The following is a 16200-nucleotide window of genomic DNA, read 5'->3' on the forward strand; positions in this document are numbered from 1 at the left end:
GCGCTGGCCCGCAACCGCTTTCCGAGAAGGCATGTGCGCCAGTGCATGCCCGTGGTGTTGCGCGGAAGATCGCGCCCCGTCAGCGCTTTTGCTGGGGTGGGCGGCGGGCGATGTCGATCGCCTTCTCGATGCGCTTCGCCGACACCGGGTAGGGGGTGCCGAGCTGCTGGGCGAAGAGGCTGACGCGGAGTTCCTCGATCATCCACCAGATTTCGACGATGTCGCGGCCGCCCCGGCGCGCCTCGGGGAGGTTGCCGACGAGCCGGTCGTAGGCGGCGTGGACGCGGTCGAGTTCGGCCAGGCCGGCGCGGTCGCGGTTGGCGGAGGCGGGGAGCGCCTCCAGGCGCAGGCGGGCGGCTTCCAGATAGCGGGGGAGTTCCCGCAGCCGGGGGCTGCCCCACTCGGCGATGAAACCGGGGAAGATCAGGTCGTCGAGCTGGTGCGTGACATCGTCGGTGGCGTCCCGGTCGCGGGATTCGGCGAGGGCGGCGCGCAGCCGGTGCGCCTCGGCGAGGACCGGGACGACGGAGCGGACGATGGTGGCGACGGCCGTGGTGAACTGCGGGCGGACCTTCTCCACCAGCGCCTGGAATTGCTCGGGGCTGCGCACCGGTCCGCCATTGGCGGCGATGAGTTCATCGGCGGCGCAGGCGCGGCAGTCCTCGACCAGGGCGTCGAGGGTGCCGTACGGATTCTGGCTCAGCGCAAGGCGATCGGTGGGCGGCAGGCCCGCGGTGACGGCGCGGGTATTGGTGGTGATCGCGCCCAGTAGCAGGGCGCGGGTGCCGGTGCGCATGGCGGTGGCCTGGGCGGCGGGGGAGCTGAGGACGCGTACCGCCACGCCGTTCGTTTCCACGACCAGGGCCGGATAACCGGTAATGGTCTGACCGCTGACCTGGCGTTTCACCGTGGACGGCAGGGTGCCCAGGGATTCGGAGGTCCACACCGTGGACGGGGCCCGCTCGGCGGCGTTGTTGGCGCGCGCCACCGACTTCGAGACCTGTTCCGCCAGGCTGGATTTCAGTTCGGCCAGGCTCTTGCTGCGGGCGACGACGGCGCCGGTCGGGTCGGTGGCGGCGAAGGTCATCCGCAGGTGGTCGGGCAGGCCCGCCGGATCGAGCATGGTGGCGGCGATGGTCACCGAGCCGAGCTGGGACAGTTCCCGGGCCAGTCCGGTGCGCAGTGGTTCGGCGCGCGGGGTGAGGCGGTCCAGGGCGGCCTTGGCGAAGTCGGGTGCGGGAACCACGGTGCGGCGCAGCTGTTTCGGCAGCGTCTTGATGAACGCGGCGGCCAGCTCCTCACGCATGCCGGGGACCAGCCAGTCGAAGCCGACCGAGCGCACGTGCGCGAGCTGGGCGATCGGAATGTGCACGGTGACACCGTCGTCGGCCTGACCGGGCTCGAACTGGTAGGTGAGCGGGAAGGTCAGCTCGCCCTGCCGCCAGCTGTCGGGGTAGGCGGTCGGATCCAGCAGTGCCGCATCCTCGTTCACCACCGTGGAGGCGGTGAAGTCCAGCAGGTTCGGATCGGTGCGCTGGGTCTTGCGCCACCAGCTGTCGAAGTGCCGCACCGACACGATGTCCGACGGGATGCGCTGGTCGTAGAAGTCGAACAGCACCTGGTCGTCGACCAGGATGTCGCGCCGTCGCGCCCGATGCTCGAGATCCGCGACGTCGTCGAGCAATTCGCGGTTCCGCGCGAAGAAGTCGTGCTTGGTCTGCCACTCGCCCTGCACCAGCGCGTGCCGGATGAACAGCTCCCGAGACAACTCCGGATCGATCCGCCCGAAGTCCACCCGCCGCTGCGTCACCAGCGGAATGCCGTACAGCGTCACCCGCTCGTAGGCTGCCGCCGCACCCCGTTTCGCCGACCAGTGCGGTTCGGAGTACGTGCGTTTCACCAGGTCCCCGGCCAGCCGCTCGGCCCACTCGGGTTCGATCCGCGCCGCCGTCCGGCCCCACAACCGCGAGGTTTCCACCAGCTCGGCCGCCATCACCCACCGCAGCGGCTTCTTGGCCAGCGACGATCCCGGGAAGATCATGAACTTGGCATTGCGGGCTCCCAGGAACTCCCGGGTCTCCGCCTCCCGCACACCGATATGCGACAGCATGCCCGCCAGCAGCGCCTGGTGGATCGACGTCACATCCCACGGCAGCGAGTCGTTGTCCAGCCCCGCTTTCGCCGCGAGGGTCTCGGCCAACTCCGCCCTGCCGCTGTCCGACGTCGCGCCTCTGCCGCGCCCGCCGTGAGATCGCCCCGCACGGCCCGAGTCCTTGGCGTGCGCGACGTCGCTCCCGCGCCGGTTTCGTCCGGTATGACCGTCGGGAGCCTCGGTGGTGGCCATGTGGTCGCCGGGTCCGGTTTCGGATCTGCTCTCGCTGCGATCTGTGCGGCTCGCGCTCCGGCCGCGGCGGTTACGCGGGGTGCCGTCGGCATCGGAAGACGGTGCGGTGCGGTCGAATTGGGCGTCCGAGCCCGCGGTGTTCCAGCCGAGGCCGCGGGTGATGGTGCGGAGCTGGCCGTGCAGGTCCTGCCATTCGCGAATACGGAGGTAGTGCAGGAACTCGTCGCGGCACAGGCGGCGGAACTGGTTGGAGGACAGGGCGTTCCGCTGTTCGCGCAGGTAGTCCCAGAGGCGCAGGTAGGCCAGGAAGTCGGAGCCCTCGACGGTGAAGCGCGCGTGTTTGGTGTCGGCGGCCTGCTGGTGTTCGACGGGTCGCTCGCGGACATCCTGGATGGACAGGGCCGCGACGATGATGAGGACCTCGGCGAGGCAGCCGCCGCGGTTCGCCTCGACCAGCATGCGGGCCATGCGCGGATCGACCGGGATCTGCGCCATTTCGCGGCCGATGGGGGTGAGGATCAGACCGGCGTCGGGAATGTCCTTGCGCGCACTGGCTTCGGCCTCCGCCCGGGCCAGCGCGCCGAGTTCCTCGAGCAGCGCGATGCCGTCGCGAATGGCACGGGCGTCGGGGGCCTCGACGAACGGGAAGCTCTCGATATCGCCGAGTCCGAGCGCGGTCATCTGGAGGATGACGGCGGCCAGGTTGGTGCGCAGGATCTCAGGTTCGGTGAACTGCGGCCGGGATTCGAAGTCGTCCTCGGAGTACAGCCGGATGGCGATACCGTCCGCGACACGGCCGCAGCGACCGGACCGCTGTCGCGCCGACGCCTGCGAGATGGACTCGATGGGCAGCCGCTGCACCTTCGTGCGCATGGAGTAGCGCGAAATGCGTGCGGTGCCAGGGTCGATCACGTAGCGGATGCCCGGCACCGTGAGCGAGGTCTCGGCCACATTGGTGGCGAGCACCACGCGCCGGCCGGTGTGCGATTCGAACACCCGGTGCTGCTCGGCCGCGGACAGCCGCGCGTACAGCGGCAGAATCTCGGTGCGCGGCAGCCGCATGTCCCGCAGCGAATCCGCGGTATCGCGGATCTCGCGCTCGCCGGAGAGGAAGACCAGAATGTCGCCGTCGCCCTCGGCCTGCAGTTCCCGCACCGCGTCGCCGATGGCGTCGGTGGGGTCGCGGTCGACGATCCGGGTGTCCTCGTCGTCGGGGTCCTCGGAGGTGACCGGAAGCTCCAGCGACAGCGGCCGGTATCGGACCTCCACCGGATACGATCGTCCCGACACCTCGACAATCGGTGCGGGCGTGCCGTTCTCGTCACTGAAGTGGCGCGCGAACAGCTCCGGGTCGATGGTCGCGGAGGTGATGATGATCTTCAGATCCGGCCGCTTGGGCAGCAGCTGCTTGAGATACCCGAGCAGGAAGTCGATATTGAGGCTGCGCTCGTGCGCCTCGTCGATGATGATCGTGTCGTAGCGGCGCAGCAGCCGGTCGCGCTGGATCTCGGCGAGCAGGATGCCGTCGGTCATGAGCTTGACCAGCGTGCGGTCCGACGCCTGATCGGTGAAGCGGACCGTGTATCCGACCACGTCGCCCAGTTCGGTGCCGAGTTCCTCGGCGATGCGCTCGGCCACGGTGCGGGCGGCCAGTCGCCGCGGCTGGGTGTGGCCGATGGTGCCGCGGATCCCGCGCCCGAGCTCGAGGCAGATCTTGGGGATCTGGGTGGTCTTGCCGGAGCCGGTCTCACCGGCCACGATCACGACCTGGTGCGCGGCGATGGCGCCGGCGATGTCGTCGCGGCGCGCGGAGACCGGTAGCTGCTCGGGATACCTGATGGCCGGGACGGCGGCGCGGCGGGCGTCCACCCGGCGTTGCGCGGCGTCGATATCTGTTTCGAGGTCGGTGAGATCGCCGCCGCGGGCCTTGTCGAGCCTGCGACGCAACCGGTGCTCGTCGCGGATCGAGAGATCGGCCAGGCGGGTACGAAGCTCGCGAGAGGTGGCGGCGGTCCTGGTCATTGCATCGTCAACGATAGCGAAGAGCCGGTCCGGGCCGGTCGGCGCGGTGTCCGGCGGCCCGATCTCGCGCTTGCCGCAAGTGTGCCGCACCGGCGTATCGTCCGCGGTCGGGTGGTTCGGCATGCGACCATCGGGCCCTGGCCGTCAGAGGCGGAACGCCCGCGTGGATCCGGGTGCTGCGCATCGTCTTCGGAATCGTGGGCCTGGTGGCGCCCTGGTGATCCCGATCGTGCTGATCGCGGACTGGTTGCTGGTGGCCGCGGGTCTGAAGCCGACCATCCGGCTCATCCTGGGCCGGCTGGCCTACCCGCTGGCCTACGGCGCCTACACGCTGTCGCGCGGGCCGTTCGACGATTTGGTACCCCTACCCGTTCATCGACCCCCGCGACCAGGGCTACGCCCAGCCGTCCGGCGGGCTGGTGATCAGGCCGTGATCTTCGCCATCCTGGGCGTGACCGCGGTGGCGCTGAACGGGGGCTGGTACCCAGGGCCGTCGGCCGCTGACTCCGGTTCAGAGCGCCCGGGTCATGAAGACGCTGTGCGGGTCCGCCGCGTAATTCGCGAACGGCCCGCACTCTTCGAACCCGTAGCGCTCGTACAGCCGCACCGCTGGCAGATAGAACTCCGATGCCCCGGTCTCCAGGCTCAACCGCGCGTATCCGCGCGCGGCGGCCTCGGCGAGGATGTGCCGCAACAACTGTGACGCCACCCCGCGCCCCCGGTGACTCGCCGCGGTCCGCATGGACTTGATCTCACCGTGCACCGGATCCAGCTCCTTGAGCGCTCCGCACCCGGCCAGTTCCGTGCCCTCCCACGCCGACCAGAAGGTGATCTCCGGCTTGCGCAGCGCCGCCACGTCGAGCGCGTGCATGCTGTCCTCGGGCGAGTTCGCCAGCATCTCGGCAACGTGGGCCTCGAGCAGTCCGATCACCTCGTCCCCGCTCAGATCGTCGATCACAATGCGCATGCCGCCAGGCTATCCGCCGAGCTCGGGACCATGACTGCACGGGCCGCGCCGCCGGTTCCGGGTACTGACCGCACGCGCCAACCCGCCGACCTACCGTGCCGTCCGTTCCGGTGTGGTGCGTGTGTACTCCTGCGACCGGTGAGACTCGGTGTGGTCGGCCGGGTTTCGTGATCATTTCGGGTTATCCGGCTCGGCTGTTCGGGCCGTCGTGGGGCGAACCGCAACGGCACGGTTCCGAGGGTGCTACCGCGGGGCGTCGGATACGTGCACGCCGACTCGAAGCTGAAGACGGCCCGGAAGCCGCAAGGCTCCGGGCCGTTTCCACGCCGCCGGACCTCGAATGCCGCGAGTTCCGGAATGGCCCCGATCAGGGCGGGTCAGCGTTCGTGGGTTTCCTCCAGGACGGTCCGGCCGACCCGCGCGTACCGGGCTGGGGAGCGACGCTTCAGATATTCGGCGAAACCGAAGCCGCCCAGGGCGATTGCGGCGACCAGCCACGGGGTGGCCTTCAGGACCAGGGAGCTGGATTCGGCGCCCGCGGCGGTACCCATATTGAGGACCAGCAAACCGACCACCGCGGCCATGGCGAGGCCGCCCAGCAGCGGAGCCAGTACGGTGCGGAACCAGTGCCGGCTCTCGGGGTGATGGGTGCGGAAGTAGTTGAGCACCGCGAAGGAACAGGCCGCCTGGACCACCAGGATGGCCATGGTGCCGAGGATCGCCAGCAGCGTGTAGGTGCCGGAATAGGGATCCTTGCCCGCGATTCCGAAGCCCGCGACCAGCACGCAGGCGATGACCGTCTGGACCACGCCCGCGATGTGCGGCGACCCGTGCCGAGGATGGGTGCGGCCGACGGTGCGCTCGAGCACGGGGAAGACGCCCTCGCGGCCGAGCGCGTAGAGGTAGCGGGCGGCGCAGTTGTGGAATGCCATGCCGCAGGCCAGGGATCCGGTCATCATGAGCCACTGCATGGCGCTCACCGCCCAATGCCCGACGTAGGTCTGGGTGGGGTGGAAGAACAGGTCCATCGGGTTGTCCGAGGCCGCCAGCGCCGCCGATTCCCCGATGCCGTTGCCGGACATGGCCATCCACGACACGAGTACATAGAACACGCCCACGCCGATGACCGCGATCATGGTGGCCTTGGGGATGATCCGCTTGGGGTCACGGGATTCCTCGCCATACATGGCCGTCGACTCGAATCCGACCCACGACCAGAACGCGAAGAACAAGCCCAGCCCCGCCGACGGCCCGGTGAAGGCATTGACCGGATTCAACGGCGCGAACGAGAATCCGTGCGGCCCACCGCCGTGCAGCGCCACCGCGATACCCATGATGGCCAGCACCGCGCACTCGGTGCCCAGCAGCACGACCAGGAACTTCTCCGCGACGGCCACCCCGAACCAGGTGCCCAGAGCATTGATCCCCAGCATGACGATCGCGAACACCCACCAGGGCACGTGCACGCCGAACTGTGCCGCAACGGTATTCGTGCCGAAGCTGGAGAAGATCCCGACCAGCGATCCCTCGAACACCATGTACGCGAAGGTGGCCAGCAGTCCCGCCGCCAGCCCGGCCGAGCGGCCCAGTCCGAACGAGATGAACCCGTAGAACGCGCCGGTCGCGGTGATGTGCTTGGACATGGTGGTGAAGCCCACCGAGAACACCGCGAGCACCACCATGGCGATCAGGAACGCGGCGGGCGTGCCCGTCCCGGTCCCGGCCGAGATCATGAACGGCACATTGCCGGTCATGGCGGTGATCGGCGCGGCGGTGGCGATGGCCATGAACACCACCCCGAGCAAACCCACGGCATTGGCTTTGAGGCGGTGCACCCCGTCGGGTGGATTGGCGCCGGGCGGCGCGGCGGTGGCGCGTTCGATCTGCTGCGTCATGGATCCGTCTCTCTGCTGCGCCCGCCCCGGAATCACCGGGTGGCGGGGTCTTTTCCAATGGCGCGGAACGCTATAGACGGTCTGTAACAGCGGCGGGTGTGCGACGGTGACCGTCGGCGGGAAAGGCGCAAGATTTTTCTCTCGCCTCGAGACAAGCCGATGTTACCTGTGTTTACGCCCGTGCAATACGGATCGGCGACGCTGTGGCAACCCGTGGTCAGGGAACCGGTCCAGAGAGAGGCGCACGTATGAGATCGGCTGCGCCGAGTCGGCCCCCGGTGTCCGGACGTTCGCCGGTGCGCGGATTGACCCGGCGCGAACTGCCTTTCGTGCCGGTGTTCGCGCAGTCGGTCGCGGCCATCGCCCCGTCGGGAACGGCCGTGGTCACCCCGGCGTTCGTGATCGGCGCGGCCGGGGGCGGAGCGAGCGTGGCCGCGTTCCTGGCGGCGGCGCTGCTGGCCTGGGGTGTGGCGCTGGTGATCCGGCCGATGGCGCAGCGGCTGGCGGTGACCGGCGGGCTGTACACGTATGTGGCCAAGGGGCTCGGCCCCGCGGTGGCCGTACCGGTCGGCTGGTCGGCGATCGCCGGGTACGCGAGCGTCAGCGTGGCGGGGCTGATCGCGGTCGGCACGTATCTGGACCAGGTCGCGGTGACCGCCGGACTCGCCGGATTCGGCGGGACCGCAACGATTGTCGCGCTGCTGCTGATCGCGGCTTCGGCCGCGGCCGTGCTCATGGTGCGGGGGATCCGGCTGTCCGCCTCGGTGACCCTGCTGATCGAATGCGTCTCGGTGGTGACGGTCCTCGCTCTGATGGGCTACCTGCTGACCCGCGACGGCGTCGGCGCGCAGGCCGGCCGCGCCTTCGAATGGCGCGGTGGCACCGGTGGTCTCGCCATGAGTGCGGTGGTGGCTATCAGCGCTTTCGTCGGGTTCGAGAGTGCGACAACGCTGTCCGCCGAGGCCTACCGGCCCTTCCGGTCGGTGCCGCGCACACTGGCGTGGACGCCGGTCGCCGCCGCGGTGATCTATCTGTTCACGGTGTCCGCGCAGGCGGTGGCGCTGGCCGCCGCGCCGCCGGGCCTGGCCGCCGGTTCCACACCGGTGACGGACCTGGTGTTGCAGGACAATTCGCGATTCCTGAGCGCGGTCCTGGATCTCGGGGTGGCGGCATCGTTCTTCGCCTGCACGGTCGCCTCGATCAATGCCCTGGTCCGGGTCCTGTTCACCATGGGCCGCGAGGGCATCGCCCCGGCCGCGGCCGGTCGCACGCACCCGCGTTTCCACACGCCCGCGCCCGCGATCGTCGCGGCGGTCGGCGCGGTGACGGCCTGCGCGGTCTGGTACCTGCTGTCGGGAGCCGAACCGCAGGACGGGATTCGGAGCTTCCTCACCCTGAGCGCGCTCGGCTATCTGGGTTCGTATCTGCCCGCCTGCCTGGCCACTCCGGCGCTGCTGCGCCGCATCGGCGAACCCAGCCGTGGCATGGCGCTGCTCGGCACGGTCACCGCGACGCTGCTCGGAATCCTCATGGTCGCCGCCGCGGTATCGGCCCGCAACGACAATGTCACCGTCGTGATCGCCTACGCCGCGGTGCTTGCAGCCGCCGCGCTCTTCACCGTCGCGCTGCGGGTCTGCGCGCCGGATCGGTTGCGCGGCCTCGGCATCTACGACGAGCCGCAGCGCGCGGACCTGCTGCCCACCGCGACCTTCCGGTAGGCGCGATGAAGGACTCACGCCGCACCACCACCGTCTCCAACTCCATCGCCATTCTCGAGGCGGTCGCCGACTGCGGCGTGGGCGTCACCGCCAAGGAGATCGCCGAACGCCTCGGCATCGCCCCCGCCACCACCTACCGGCTGCTGAATTCCCTTGTCGCCGACGAGTATCTGGTACGCACTGCCGATCTGCGCGGCTTCGCGCTGGGTGCGCGGCTGCACGGATTCGCGGCCGCCATCCGGATGCCGGTGGTGCCTGCGGCAGCGAGCGGGCTGCTCGGCGAATTCCGTGCGTCCACCCGATTCGCGGTGCACCTCATGAACTTCCGACCGGCCGCGGTCCAGGTGCTCAGCGAGGACCCGGACCATCCGATTCCGGGCGAGCGGGAGTTGTCACGGCATCTGCACGCCTCCGCCGCGGGCAAACTACTGCTCGCCGCACGGACCGAATGGCGCACGCTGGTCGCACACCCGGTGCGTATCGCGGCGCGCACCAAGATCGATCACGCCGCCCTCGCCGAGGATCTGCGGACCGTCCGCGAGTCCGGATATGCCAGGGCCGCAGACGAACTCGTGCCCGGCGTCGCTTGTCTGGCCCTGCCCATCTACAACGCCCTGGGCAGCCTCGCGGGTGCGCTGTGCCTGAGCGGCCCCAGCAACCGCCTTCCGGCGCTCGAGACCCACCGCGATCCGGCCCGTGATTGCGCCGCCCGCCTGGGCCCGCTGCTCTACTGACTCGCCCCCGCTGCTCCATCGACGTCGGCCCGCGCCGAAAATCATTGGCCGCCCTCGAGTGTGCGCTCCTAACCTGGGTCCACATCCGACCTGAAAGGACGATTTGGAAGCGACTGTCACGGTGACCCCGGACCAGTTGCCGGAGCTGCTGCTGCACGTCGCGGTGGTGCGTCCGGTATTTCTGTGGGGTGCGCCCGGAATCGGGAAGAGCTCGCTGGTGCGCGGTTTCGCCGAGGCCCTCGGCCTGGACTGCGTCACCCTGCTGGGCACGCAGCTGGCCCCCGAGGACCTCATCGGCGTGCCGCAGATCGTCGAGAATCGCAGCCGGTTCGCGCCGCCGGAGATGATCGCCCGCGAGCAGCCGTACTGCCTGTTCCTCGACGAACTCAATGCCGCGCCCGCGGAAGTCCAGAAGTCGTTCTACTCACTGATTCTCGACCGGCGCGTGGGCGCCTACGAGCTGCCCGCCGGATCGGTCGTGATCGGTGCGGGCAACCGCGCCACGGACAACGCCCTCGCCCGCCCCATGGCCTCCGCGCTGGTCAACCGCATGGTGCACGTGCACTTGCGCTCCGACGTCGACGACTGGCTGAAATGGGCCGCCGGCAATGACATTCATGCCTGGGTGATCGAGTACGTCATGCAGCGCCCCGACCACCTGTGGGCGCAGCCGCCCAAGACCGAACAGCCGTTCTCGACCCCGCGCGGCTGGCACATGCTCTCCGACGCCCTGCACTCCTACGGCGACGACATCGACGACACCACCCTGGCGGTGCTGTCGTCCGGAATCCTCACCGCCGCACACGCTTCCGGCTTCCGCGCCTTCATCAAGACCGTCCGGCACGCCTACGACCTGGAGGCGGTCGTCAAGGGTGAGGCGGGCTGGCCCCGCAATCCCGCCGACCGCGACCTGCTGTACTTCCTGTCGGAGGCGTTCCGGGCCCGGCTCGTCAAGGAACTCCCCGCATCCCGCGAGCACGCGTCGCCCGGGGTGAAACGGTTCTCGCTGCGCGCCAAGACCATGCTCACCGAACTGGCCGAGATCTCGGTCGAGTGCGCGCAGCTGGTCATCGCCGCCGACGACGACGGGCTGCCGGTCCTGCCGTCCTGGTTCCTGGTCGAGGTCACCCGCGATCTGCCGCGGCTGGCGGCGCGGCGATAGCCCGTGGCCGGACGCTCGAATCGCAAGCGCGGCAGGGTGATCGACCCGTGGCGGGAGAATCTCGACACCGGGTGGCGGCAGGTGTGCCAGCATCCGATGTTCCGGCGGATCCAGAACGGGTCCATCGACATCGACGGCCGCCTGCCCGAAGATGTATGGGCGGTCGTATCGCCGTGGGGCACTGTCTATTACGACTCGAATCGGCGTGGCTCCGCCGAGGAATGGGCGTGGGTCTTCGCGCATCTGCTGCTGCATGCGGGGTTCGGCCACCTCGATCCACGCGTCCTGCCGGAGCGCGCCCTGGAGCCGAATGTCCACGCGCGCACCTGGATCACGGCGTCGAGTCAGCCCCATCCGGTCTATCGAGCCGCCTGCTGCACGGTGGTCGACCAGTATCTGCTGACCTTGAAGATCGGCCGCCCGCCGCACGAGTTGCCGCCCCCGCCCGGCGGGTCGGATGAACGTGGCCTGGCCGAGCGCTGGTGGCAGTCGAGCGTCCCGGAGCCCTACCGCCGCACCGAGTTCCCGGACTTCTTCGTCGACACACCCGAGACGGCCGCCAAGCGCGATCATCAGTCGCGCTTCGCCGCCGGTATCGGCGAGGCGGCCCGGGAGGCGCTGGCCGCGGCCGGCCGCGATGTCACGCGCGGGCAGGCCGCGACCCTTCGGGTCTGGGACCGGGCGCTCAACTGGTCCGTCTCGTCCTATCCACTGCTGGGCGCGCTGGCCGCGGGCATGACGATCGTCGCCGACGCGGATCTCGCGCGCGGCTGGGACATTTCGATCGCCGCGGTCAATGCCGAGGCGGCCGAGATCTACATCAATCCGTTCGCGGCGCTGTCCGCTGAAGAGTGGCGCTTCGTCCTCGCGCACGAAATGCTGCACGCGGCGCTGCGGCACAGTGACCGCGCCGGCTGGCGTGACCACTACCTGTTCAACGTCGCCTGTGATTACGTGATCAACGGCTGGCTCGTCGAGATGGGCGTCGGGGAGCTGCCCGCGGGGCTGCTGTACGGCCCGCAGCTCGAGGGTCTTTCGGCCGAACAGGTTTACGACCGCATCGCGACCGATCTGCGTCGCCTGCGCAAGATCGCCACCCTGCGCGGGCGCGGCAAGAGCGACATCCTCGGAGAACCGCTGCCGCACAGCCACACTCCGGGCCGCTACCTGGACCTGGACGAGTACTACCGCAATGCCCTGCACACCGGCCTGGCCTACCACCAGTCCAGCGGCCGCGGACTGCTCCCGGCCGGACTGGAACAGGAGATCCGCGCGCTCGATCAGCCGCCGCTGCCCTGGGATGCCCAACTGGCGCAATGGTTCGACGAGCACGTCCCGGCCGCCGAGAAGCGCCGCAGCTACGCCCGCGCCGCACGCCGCCAGTCCGCGACCCCCGACATTCCGCGCCCGGCCTGGGCGCGCCCGGATGAATCGGTGCGGCCGCCCACCTTCGGCGTGGTACTCGATACCTCGGGCTCGATGTCGGAGGAGCTGATGGGCAAGGGGCTGGGCGCCATCGCGTCCTACGCCCTCGCTCGCGACGTGCCGCGTGCCCGAGTTGTGTTCTGCGACGCGGCCGCCCACGATGCCGGATACCTGCCGGTCGACGAGATCGCCTCCCGCGTTCGCGTGCGCGGTCGCGGCGGCACCGTGCTGCAACCGGGCATCCGGCTGCTCGAACGCGCCGACGACTTCCCGGCCGACGGACCGATTCTGGTCATCACCGACGGCATGATCGATGTCCTGCGCATCCGGCACGAACACGCCTTCCTGATCCCCGCGGGCGTCGCGCTACCGTTCCGCCCCCGCGGACCGGTGTTCCGGATCCGCTGACCCCCAACACTTCTGGAATCGGCTCCGGGCCTCAGAAGGTGAACTGATCGCCGTAGGCGGTGGTCTGTACCACCCCCTGCACGGTACTCACCGTGGTCGTGACGAAGGGGACGGCCGACACCGGTGAGGCGCATTGGGCGACGTTCAACGCGGCGTTGTTGAACGTGATGCGATACGGGAACACGGTGGTGTTGTCCAGGGCCGACGTCGCCGTTGTCGCGATGGTGACCTGGCCGGGCCCCAAGGTGGCCGTCAAGACTTCTGTCAGGCCCAGCGCCCCGCCGACACTGGGTCCGAGGTCGATGCTGGGTGGAGTGGCACTGGTGGTCGTGGTCGTGGTCGTGGTCGTGGTGGTTGGAGTGGTCGGGGTCGTTGGGGTCGTTGGGGTCGTTGGGGTGGTCGGGGTGGTCGGGGTGGTCGGGGTGGTCGGGGTGGTTTGGCTGGCGCTGGCTGGGGTGGTTGGGGTGGTCGGGGTGGCCGGCGTGGTTGGGGTGGTAGTGGTTGGGGCGGCGCTGGCCGGGCTGGTAGTGGTCAAGGCGGCGCGGGCTGGGCTGGTAGTGCGTAAGGCAACGCGGGCTGGGCTGGTAGTGGGTGTGATGGCGCTGGGTGTGGTGACAGAGGCGATGGGCGTACTCGGGATGGGCGTGACCGTCGCGATCGGCGCGCTGACATCGCTCGCAGGGCTCGCAGGAGTTGCAGGGCTCACTGTCGGGGCGAGGGCGCCGGCCCAGCCTTGGTTGGGCTCGATTCCGACGGTGAAGCCGCCGGCCACACTGATCCCGCAGCCGAGGATGAACCCTGCGACGGCCTGACCGGCCGTGATCGGTTCACCCTCCACATTGACCGAGTAATCGCCGGACATCTGCGCGGCATGCGAGAACGTCATGAGATAGTTCGGAGTCCGGTTGCCGGGCGGATTCACCCCGACGCTGTCGACCGATGCCGTCACATGAACTCCTGAACCGGTTACATCGGCGCCGGGTGGCTGGGCTCTGCCCACATCGGCACCCCAGGCCCACACGCCCAGGACCCCCAGGGTTGCCACGGCCGTGCCCGCCGCGGCGACGATTAGTAGACGCCGCAAACCTGGATCCTTTCTCGAAGATGTGCGCTAGCGTTTCTTCCAGAGTTCGATATCGCAGGAACAGCCGCTAATGGCTGGCAAATAGAGCGTATCGGAGACATCGGGCCGGGTAGCGAACGCGGCGATAAGGCGTGTCGACCGGGGAATTCCTGCCTGCCGGGAAATACCCGCCACGAAATACATTGCCGGAAAAAGGTTTCGAGCTGCACTACTTCTTGTTCGCTGCGGGGTCGCCAGACCGGCCTCCATGGTGCTCAGTCGTGCGTCGAAGCTCCGCGTCTCGTGGAGGATCTCTTTCATTGCCTCGGTCCTCTGCTCGACCGAATAGCGCAGCAGATTCGGGTTCGCGCTCGGCCGGGTAATCGGTCACCCCAGTGGCGGTGCCCGGGCGGGGGATTCGGCAGGGGAAAGGCGGGGGCCCCGGGGCCGGACGGTGTCAGCATGGAAGGGGAGCCGGTCGCCGCGGTGAGAGGTGGTGGGGTGTGGCGGTATTCGTGGAGCAGTACGGGGCGGTGCGGTGGGTCGCGGTGATCGCCTTCTGCCTGGCCGCCGCCCTGGTGGCCGCCAGGCTGGGCACGGCGCGCCCGGGGCTGTGCGCCGGGATGCGCGCGGATCGGGAGTCGGATGCCGCGCACCTGGTGATGTGCCTGGTCATGCTGGGAATGCTGGTGTTTCCGACGGTCGCCGATCCGCACGCGGTGCGCGGGGTGCTGACGGCCATGGTGGTCGTGTACACACTGTTGCTGGGAGATCGGATGCTGCGGTGGCGCAGCGGGATTTCGGACCCGGACACCGGGGGCGGCACGGTCGGCGCGTTCGCGTATCACGTGCTGGGGGCTGCGGCGATGCTGTACGCGATGAGCGGGCACGGGCCGCACGAACACGGTGGGCACGGGCACGCGGGGCCCGCGCCCGGTCCGGTGCTGATGCTGGCGGCACTGTTCGCGGCGGACGCGGCGGTCATGGCGGTGCCGGCGCTGCGCCACCGGTTGCCACGGGTGTTCCCGCATCCCATGGGCATGGCCGGATCGCTGGCCGTGGTGCCGCACCTGGTCATGGATCTCGGCACCGCCTACATGCTCGTCGCCGTCGCTGCCGGGTGACCCGGGGGCCGTTCGACCTGTTCACCGTCGTGATGGTGAGATGGTGAAGAAAGGTCGGTTCGCCCGGATGGGCGTGGCCGATATCGGGTGATGGAGGTGCTCTGGATGGGTTCGCTGTGGCATGGCTTCGCCGATATGGGTGCGGTCGAGCGGGACGGGGCGTTCGTGGTGGCGCGCGGCGAGGGCGCGTACATCTGGGACGAGGGTGGGACACAGTACCTCGACGCCACCGGCGGTCTCTGGTTCGCCAATATCGGGCACGGCCGCCGCGAGATCGCCGACGCGGTCGCCACCCAGCTGACCCAGGTCGCGCACTACTCCAACTTCGGCGATCTGGCCTCACCGGTGACCCGTGATCTGGCCGAGCGGCTCTCGGCCCTGGCGCCGGTGCCCGGCAGCAAGATCTTCTTCACCTCCGGCGGATCCGACGGCGTCGACACCGCCGCCAAGCTGGCCCGCCGATACTGGCAGGAGCTGGGCCGCCCGGAGAAGACCATCCTGGTCGGCCGTCAGAAGGCGTACCACGGCATGCATGTCGGCGGCACCGCGCTGTCCGGCATCCCGGTCAATGCCGAGGGTTACACCGGTGTCCTCATGCCCGACACCCGCACCATCGAATGGGATCAGGCCAAGGCACTGACCGCCCTCATCGAGGAGGTCGGCGCGGACCGGATCGCGGCGTTCTTCGCCGAGCCCATCATCGGCGCGGGCGGGGTGTACCTGCCGCCGGAGGGCTACCTCACCGAGGTCCGGCGGATCTGCCGCGACAACGACATCCTCTTCGTCGCCGACGAGGTCGTCACCGGCTTCGGCCGCATCGGCGGATCCTGGTTCGCCTCCTCGCGTTTCGGCCTGGAACCCGACCTCATGACCACCGCCAAGGGCCTCACCTCCGGGTACGTCCCCATGGGCGCGGTCTTCGTCGCGCCCCGCGTCGCCGAGCCGTTCTTCGCCGGCGGCGTCTGGTGGCGGCACGGCTACACCTACGGCGGTCACGCCGGCGCGGCCGCCGCGGCCATGGCCAACCTCGACATCGTCGAGCGCGAGCACCTGCTGGATGCCAGCAAGAACCTGGAATCCCTGCTGCACCAGTACTTCTCGCCGCTGGCCGAGCACCCGCGGGTCGCCGAGGTGCGCAGCGGCCTGGGTGCGGTCGCCGCGGTCCAGCTGGCCGACCCGGCCGAGGCCCCCGCCATGGTGAAAACCCTGCGCGCCCACGGTGTCTCGACCCGCGCCGCCGGTCAGGGCGCCCTGCAGATCTCGCCGTCGTTCGTCATCACCGAGGCCCAGGTCGCGGAGATGGCCGACCGCTTCGCCCGCGCCCTGGGCTGAACCGGA

11 protein-coding genes are annotated in these 16200 nt (G+C 69.5%); 6 read left to right on the top strand and 5 right to left on the bottom strand.

Translation table 11 applies throughout. The annotated features are described in order from the left end of the window. Positions 1-79: 79 nt before the first annotated feature. From hrpA to ACWEKS_RS15275, 3 genes are all read right to left on the bottom strand, one after another. The gene (gene hrpA, locus ACWEKS_RS15265) at positions 80-4366 is read right to left on the bottom strand and encodes an ATP-dependent RNA helicase HrpA (RefSeq protein WP_452340651.1); all 4287 of its coding nucleotides are present in this window, start codon (positions 4364-4366) and stop codon (positions 80-82) included. Positions 4367-4877: 511 nt separating this feature from the next. Further along, on the bottom strand, positions 4878-5333 hold the full coding sequence (locus tag ACWEKS_RS15270) for a GNAT family N-acetyltransferase (protein ID WP_452340652.1): 456 nt from the start codon (positions 5331-5333) through the stop codon (positions 4878-4880). A gap of 377 nt (positions 5334-5710) precedes the next feature. Then, the gene (locus tag ACWEKS_RS15275; protein ID WP_452340653.1) at positions 5711-7228 is read right to left on the bottom strand and encodes an APC family permease; all 1518 of its coding nucleotides are present in this window, start codon (positions 7226-7228) and stop codon (positions 5711-5713) included. A 278-nt stretch (positions 7229-7506) separates the two neighbouring features. On the opposite strand from ACWEKS_RS15275, the gene ACWEKS_RS15280 reads away from it, so the two are divergent. The 4 genes from ACWEKS_RS15280 to ACWEKS_RS15295 all read left to right on the top strand — a co-directional run bounded on the left by ACWEKS_RS15280 (position 7507) and on the right by ACWEKS_RS15295 (position 12675). After that, entirely contained in the window at positions 7507-8946 is a 1440-nt protein-coding gene (locus tag ACWEKS_RS15280) for an APC family permease (protein ID WP_452340654.1), read from the top strand. Between the two features lie 5 nt (positions 8947-8951). Further along, positions 8952-9680, top strand: a complete 729-nt coding sequence (locus ACWEKS_RS15285; protein ID WP_452340655.1) for an IclR family transcriptional regulator — start codon at positions 8952-8954, stop codon at positions 9678-9680. A gap of 103 nt (positions 9681-9783) precedes the next feature. Then, the gene (locus ACWEKS_RS15290) at positions 9784-10842 is read left to right on the top strand and encodes an ATP-binding protein (RefSeq protein WP_452340656.1); all 1059 of its coding nucleotides are present in this window, start codon (positions 9784-9786) and stop codon (positions 10840-10842) included. Positions 10843-10845: 3 nt separating this feature from the next. Further along, positions 10846-12675, top strand: coding sequence for a vWA domain-containing protein (locus ACWEKS_RS15295; RefSeq protein ID WP_452340657.1), 1830 nt, complete (start codon positions 10846-10848; stop codon positions 12673-12675). A gap of 31 nt (positions 12676-12706) precedes the next feature. Here the strand turns inward: ACWEKS_RS15295 and ACWEKS_RS15300 are convergent, their stop codons facing one another. Continuing rightward, on the bottom strand, positions 12707-13759 hold the full coding sequence (locus ACWEKS_RS15300; RefSeq protein WP_452340658.1) for an MspA family porin: 1053 nt from the start codon (positions 13757-13759) through the stop codon (positions 12707-12709). Between the two features lie 27 nt (positions 13760-13786). Further along, the gene (locus ACWEKS_RS15305; protein WP_452340659.1) at positions 13787-14059 is read right to left on the bottom strand and encodes a hypothetical protein; all 273 of its coding nucleotides are present in this window, start codon (positions 14057-14059) and stop codon (positions 13787-13789) included. Positions 14060-14241: 182 nt separating this feature from the next. Here ACWEKS_RS15305 and ACWEKS_RS15310 point away from each other — a divergent pair, with 182 nt between their 5' ends. After that, complete coding sequence (locus tag ACWEKS_RS15310; protein ID WP_452340660.1) at positions 14242-14862, top strand: DUF5134 domain-containing protein; 621 nt, start codon at positions 14242-14244, stop codon at positions 14860-14862. A gap of 105 nt (positions 14863-14967) precedes the next feature. Next, on the top strand, positions 14968-16194 hold the full coding sequence (locus ACWEKS_RS15315) for an aminotransferase family protein (protein ID WP_452340661.1): 1227 nt from the start codon (positions 14968-14970) through the stop codon (positions 16192-16194). The last annotated feature ends 6 nt before the right edge of the window (positions 16195-16200 follow it).

This window comes from Nocardia sp. NPDC004711 (assembly GCF_053601595.1).

Bases quoted from the DNA above. Each gene is read 5' to 3' on its own strand.
- hrpA (WP_452340651.1), bottom strand. From the start codon at position 4,366: ATGACCAGGACCGCCGCCACCTCTCGCGAGCTTCGTACCCGCCTGGCC.
- ACWEKS_RS15270 (WP_452340652.1), bottom strand. From the start codon at position 5,333: ATGCGCATTGTGATCGACGATCTGAGCGGGGACGAGGTGATCGGACTG.
- ACWEKS_RS15275 (WP_452340653.1), bottom strand. From the start codon at position 7,228: ATGACGCAGCAGATCGAACGCGCCACCGCCGCGCCGCCCGGCGCCAAT.
- ACWEKS_RS15285 (WP_452340655.1), top strand. From the start codon at position 8,952: ATGAAGGACTCACGCCGCACCACCACCGTCTCCAACTCCATCGCCATT.
- ACWEKS_RS15305 (WP_452340659.1), bottom strand. From the start codon at position 14,059: ATGAAAGAGATCCTCCACGAGACGCGGAGCTTCGACGCACGACTGAGC.
- ACWEKS_RS15315 (WP_452340661.1), top strand. From the start codon at position 14,968: ATGGGTTCGCTGTGGCATGGCTTCGCCGATATGGGTGCGGTCGAGCGG.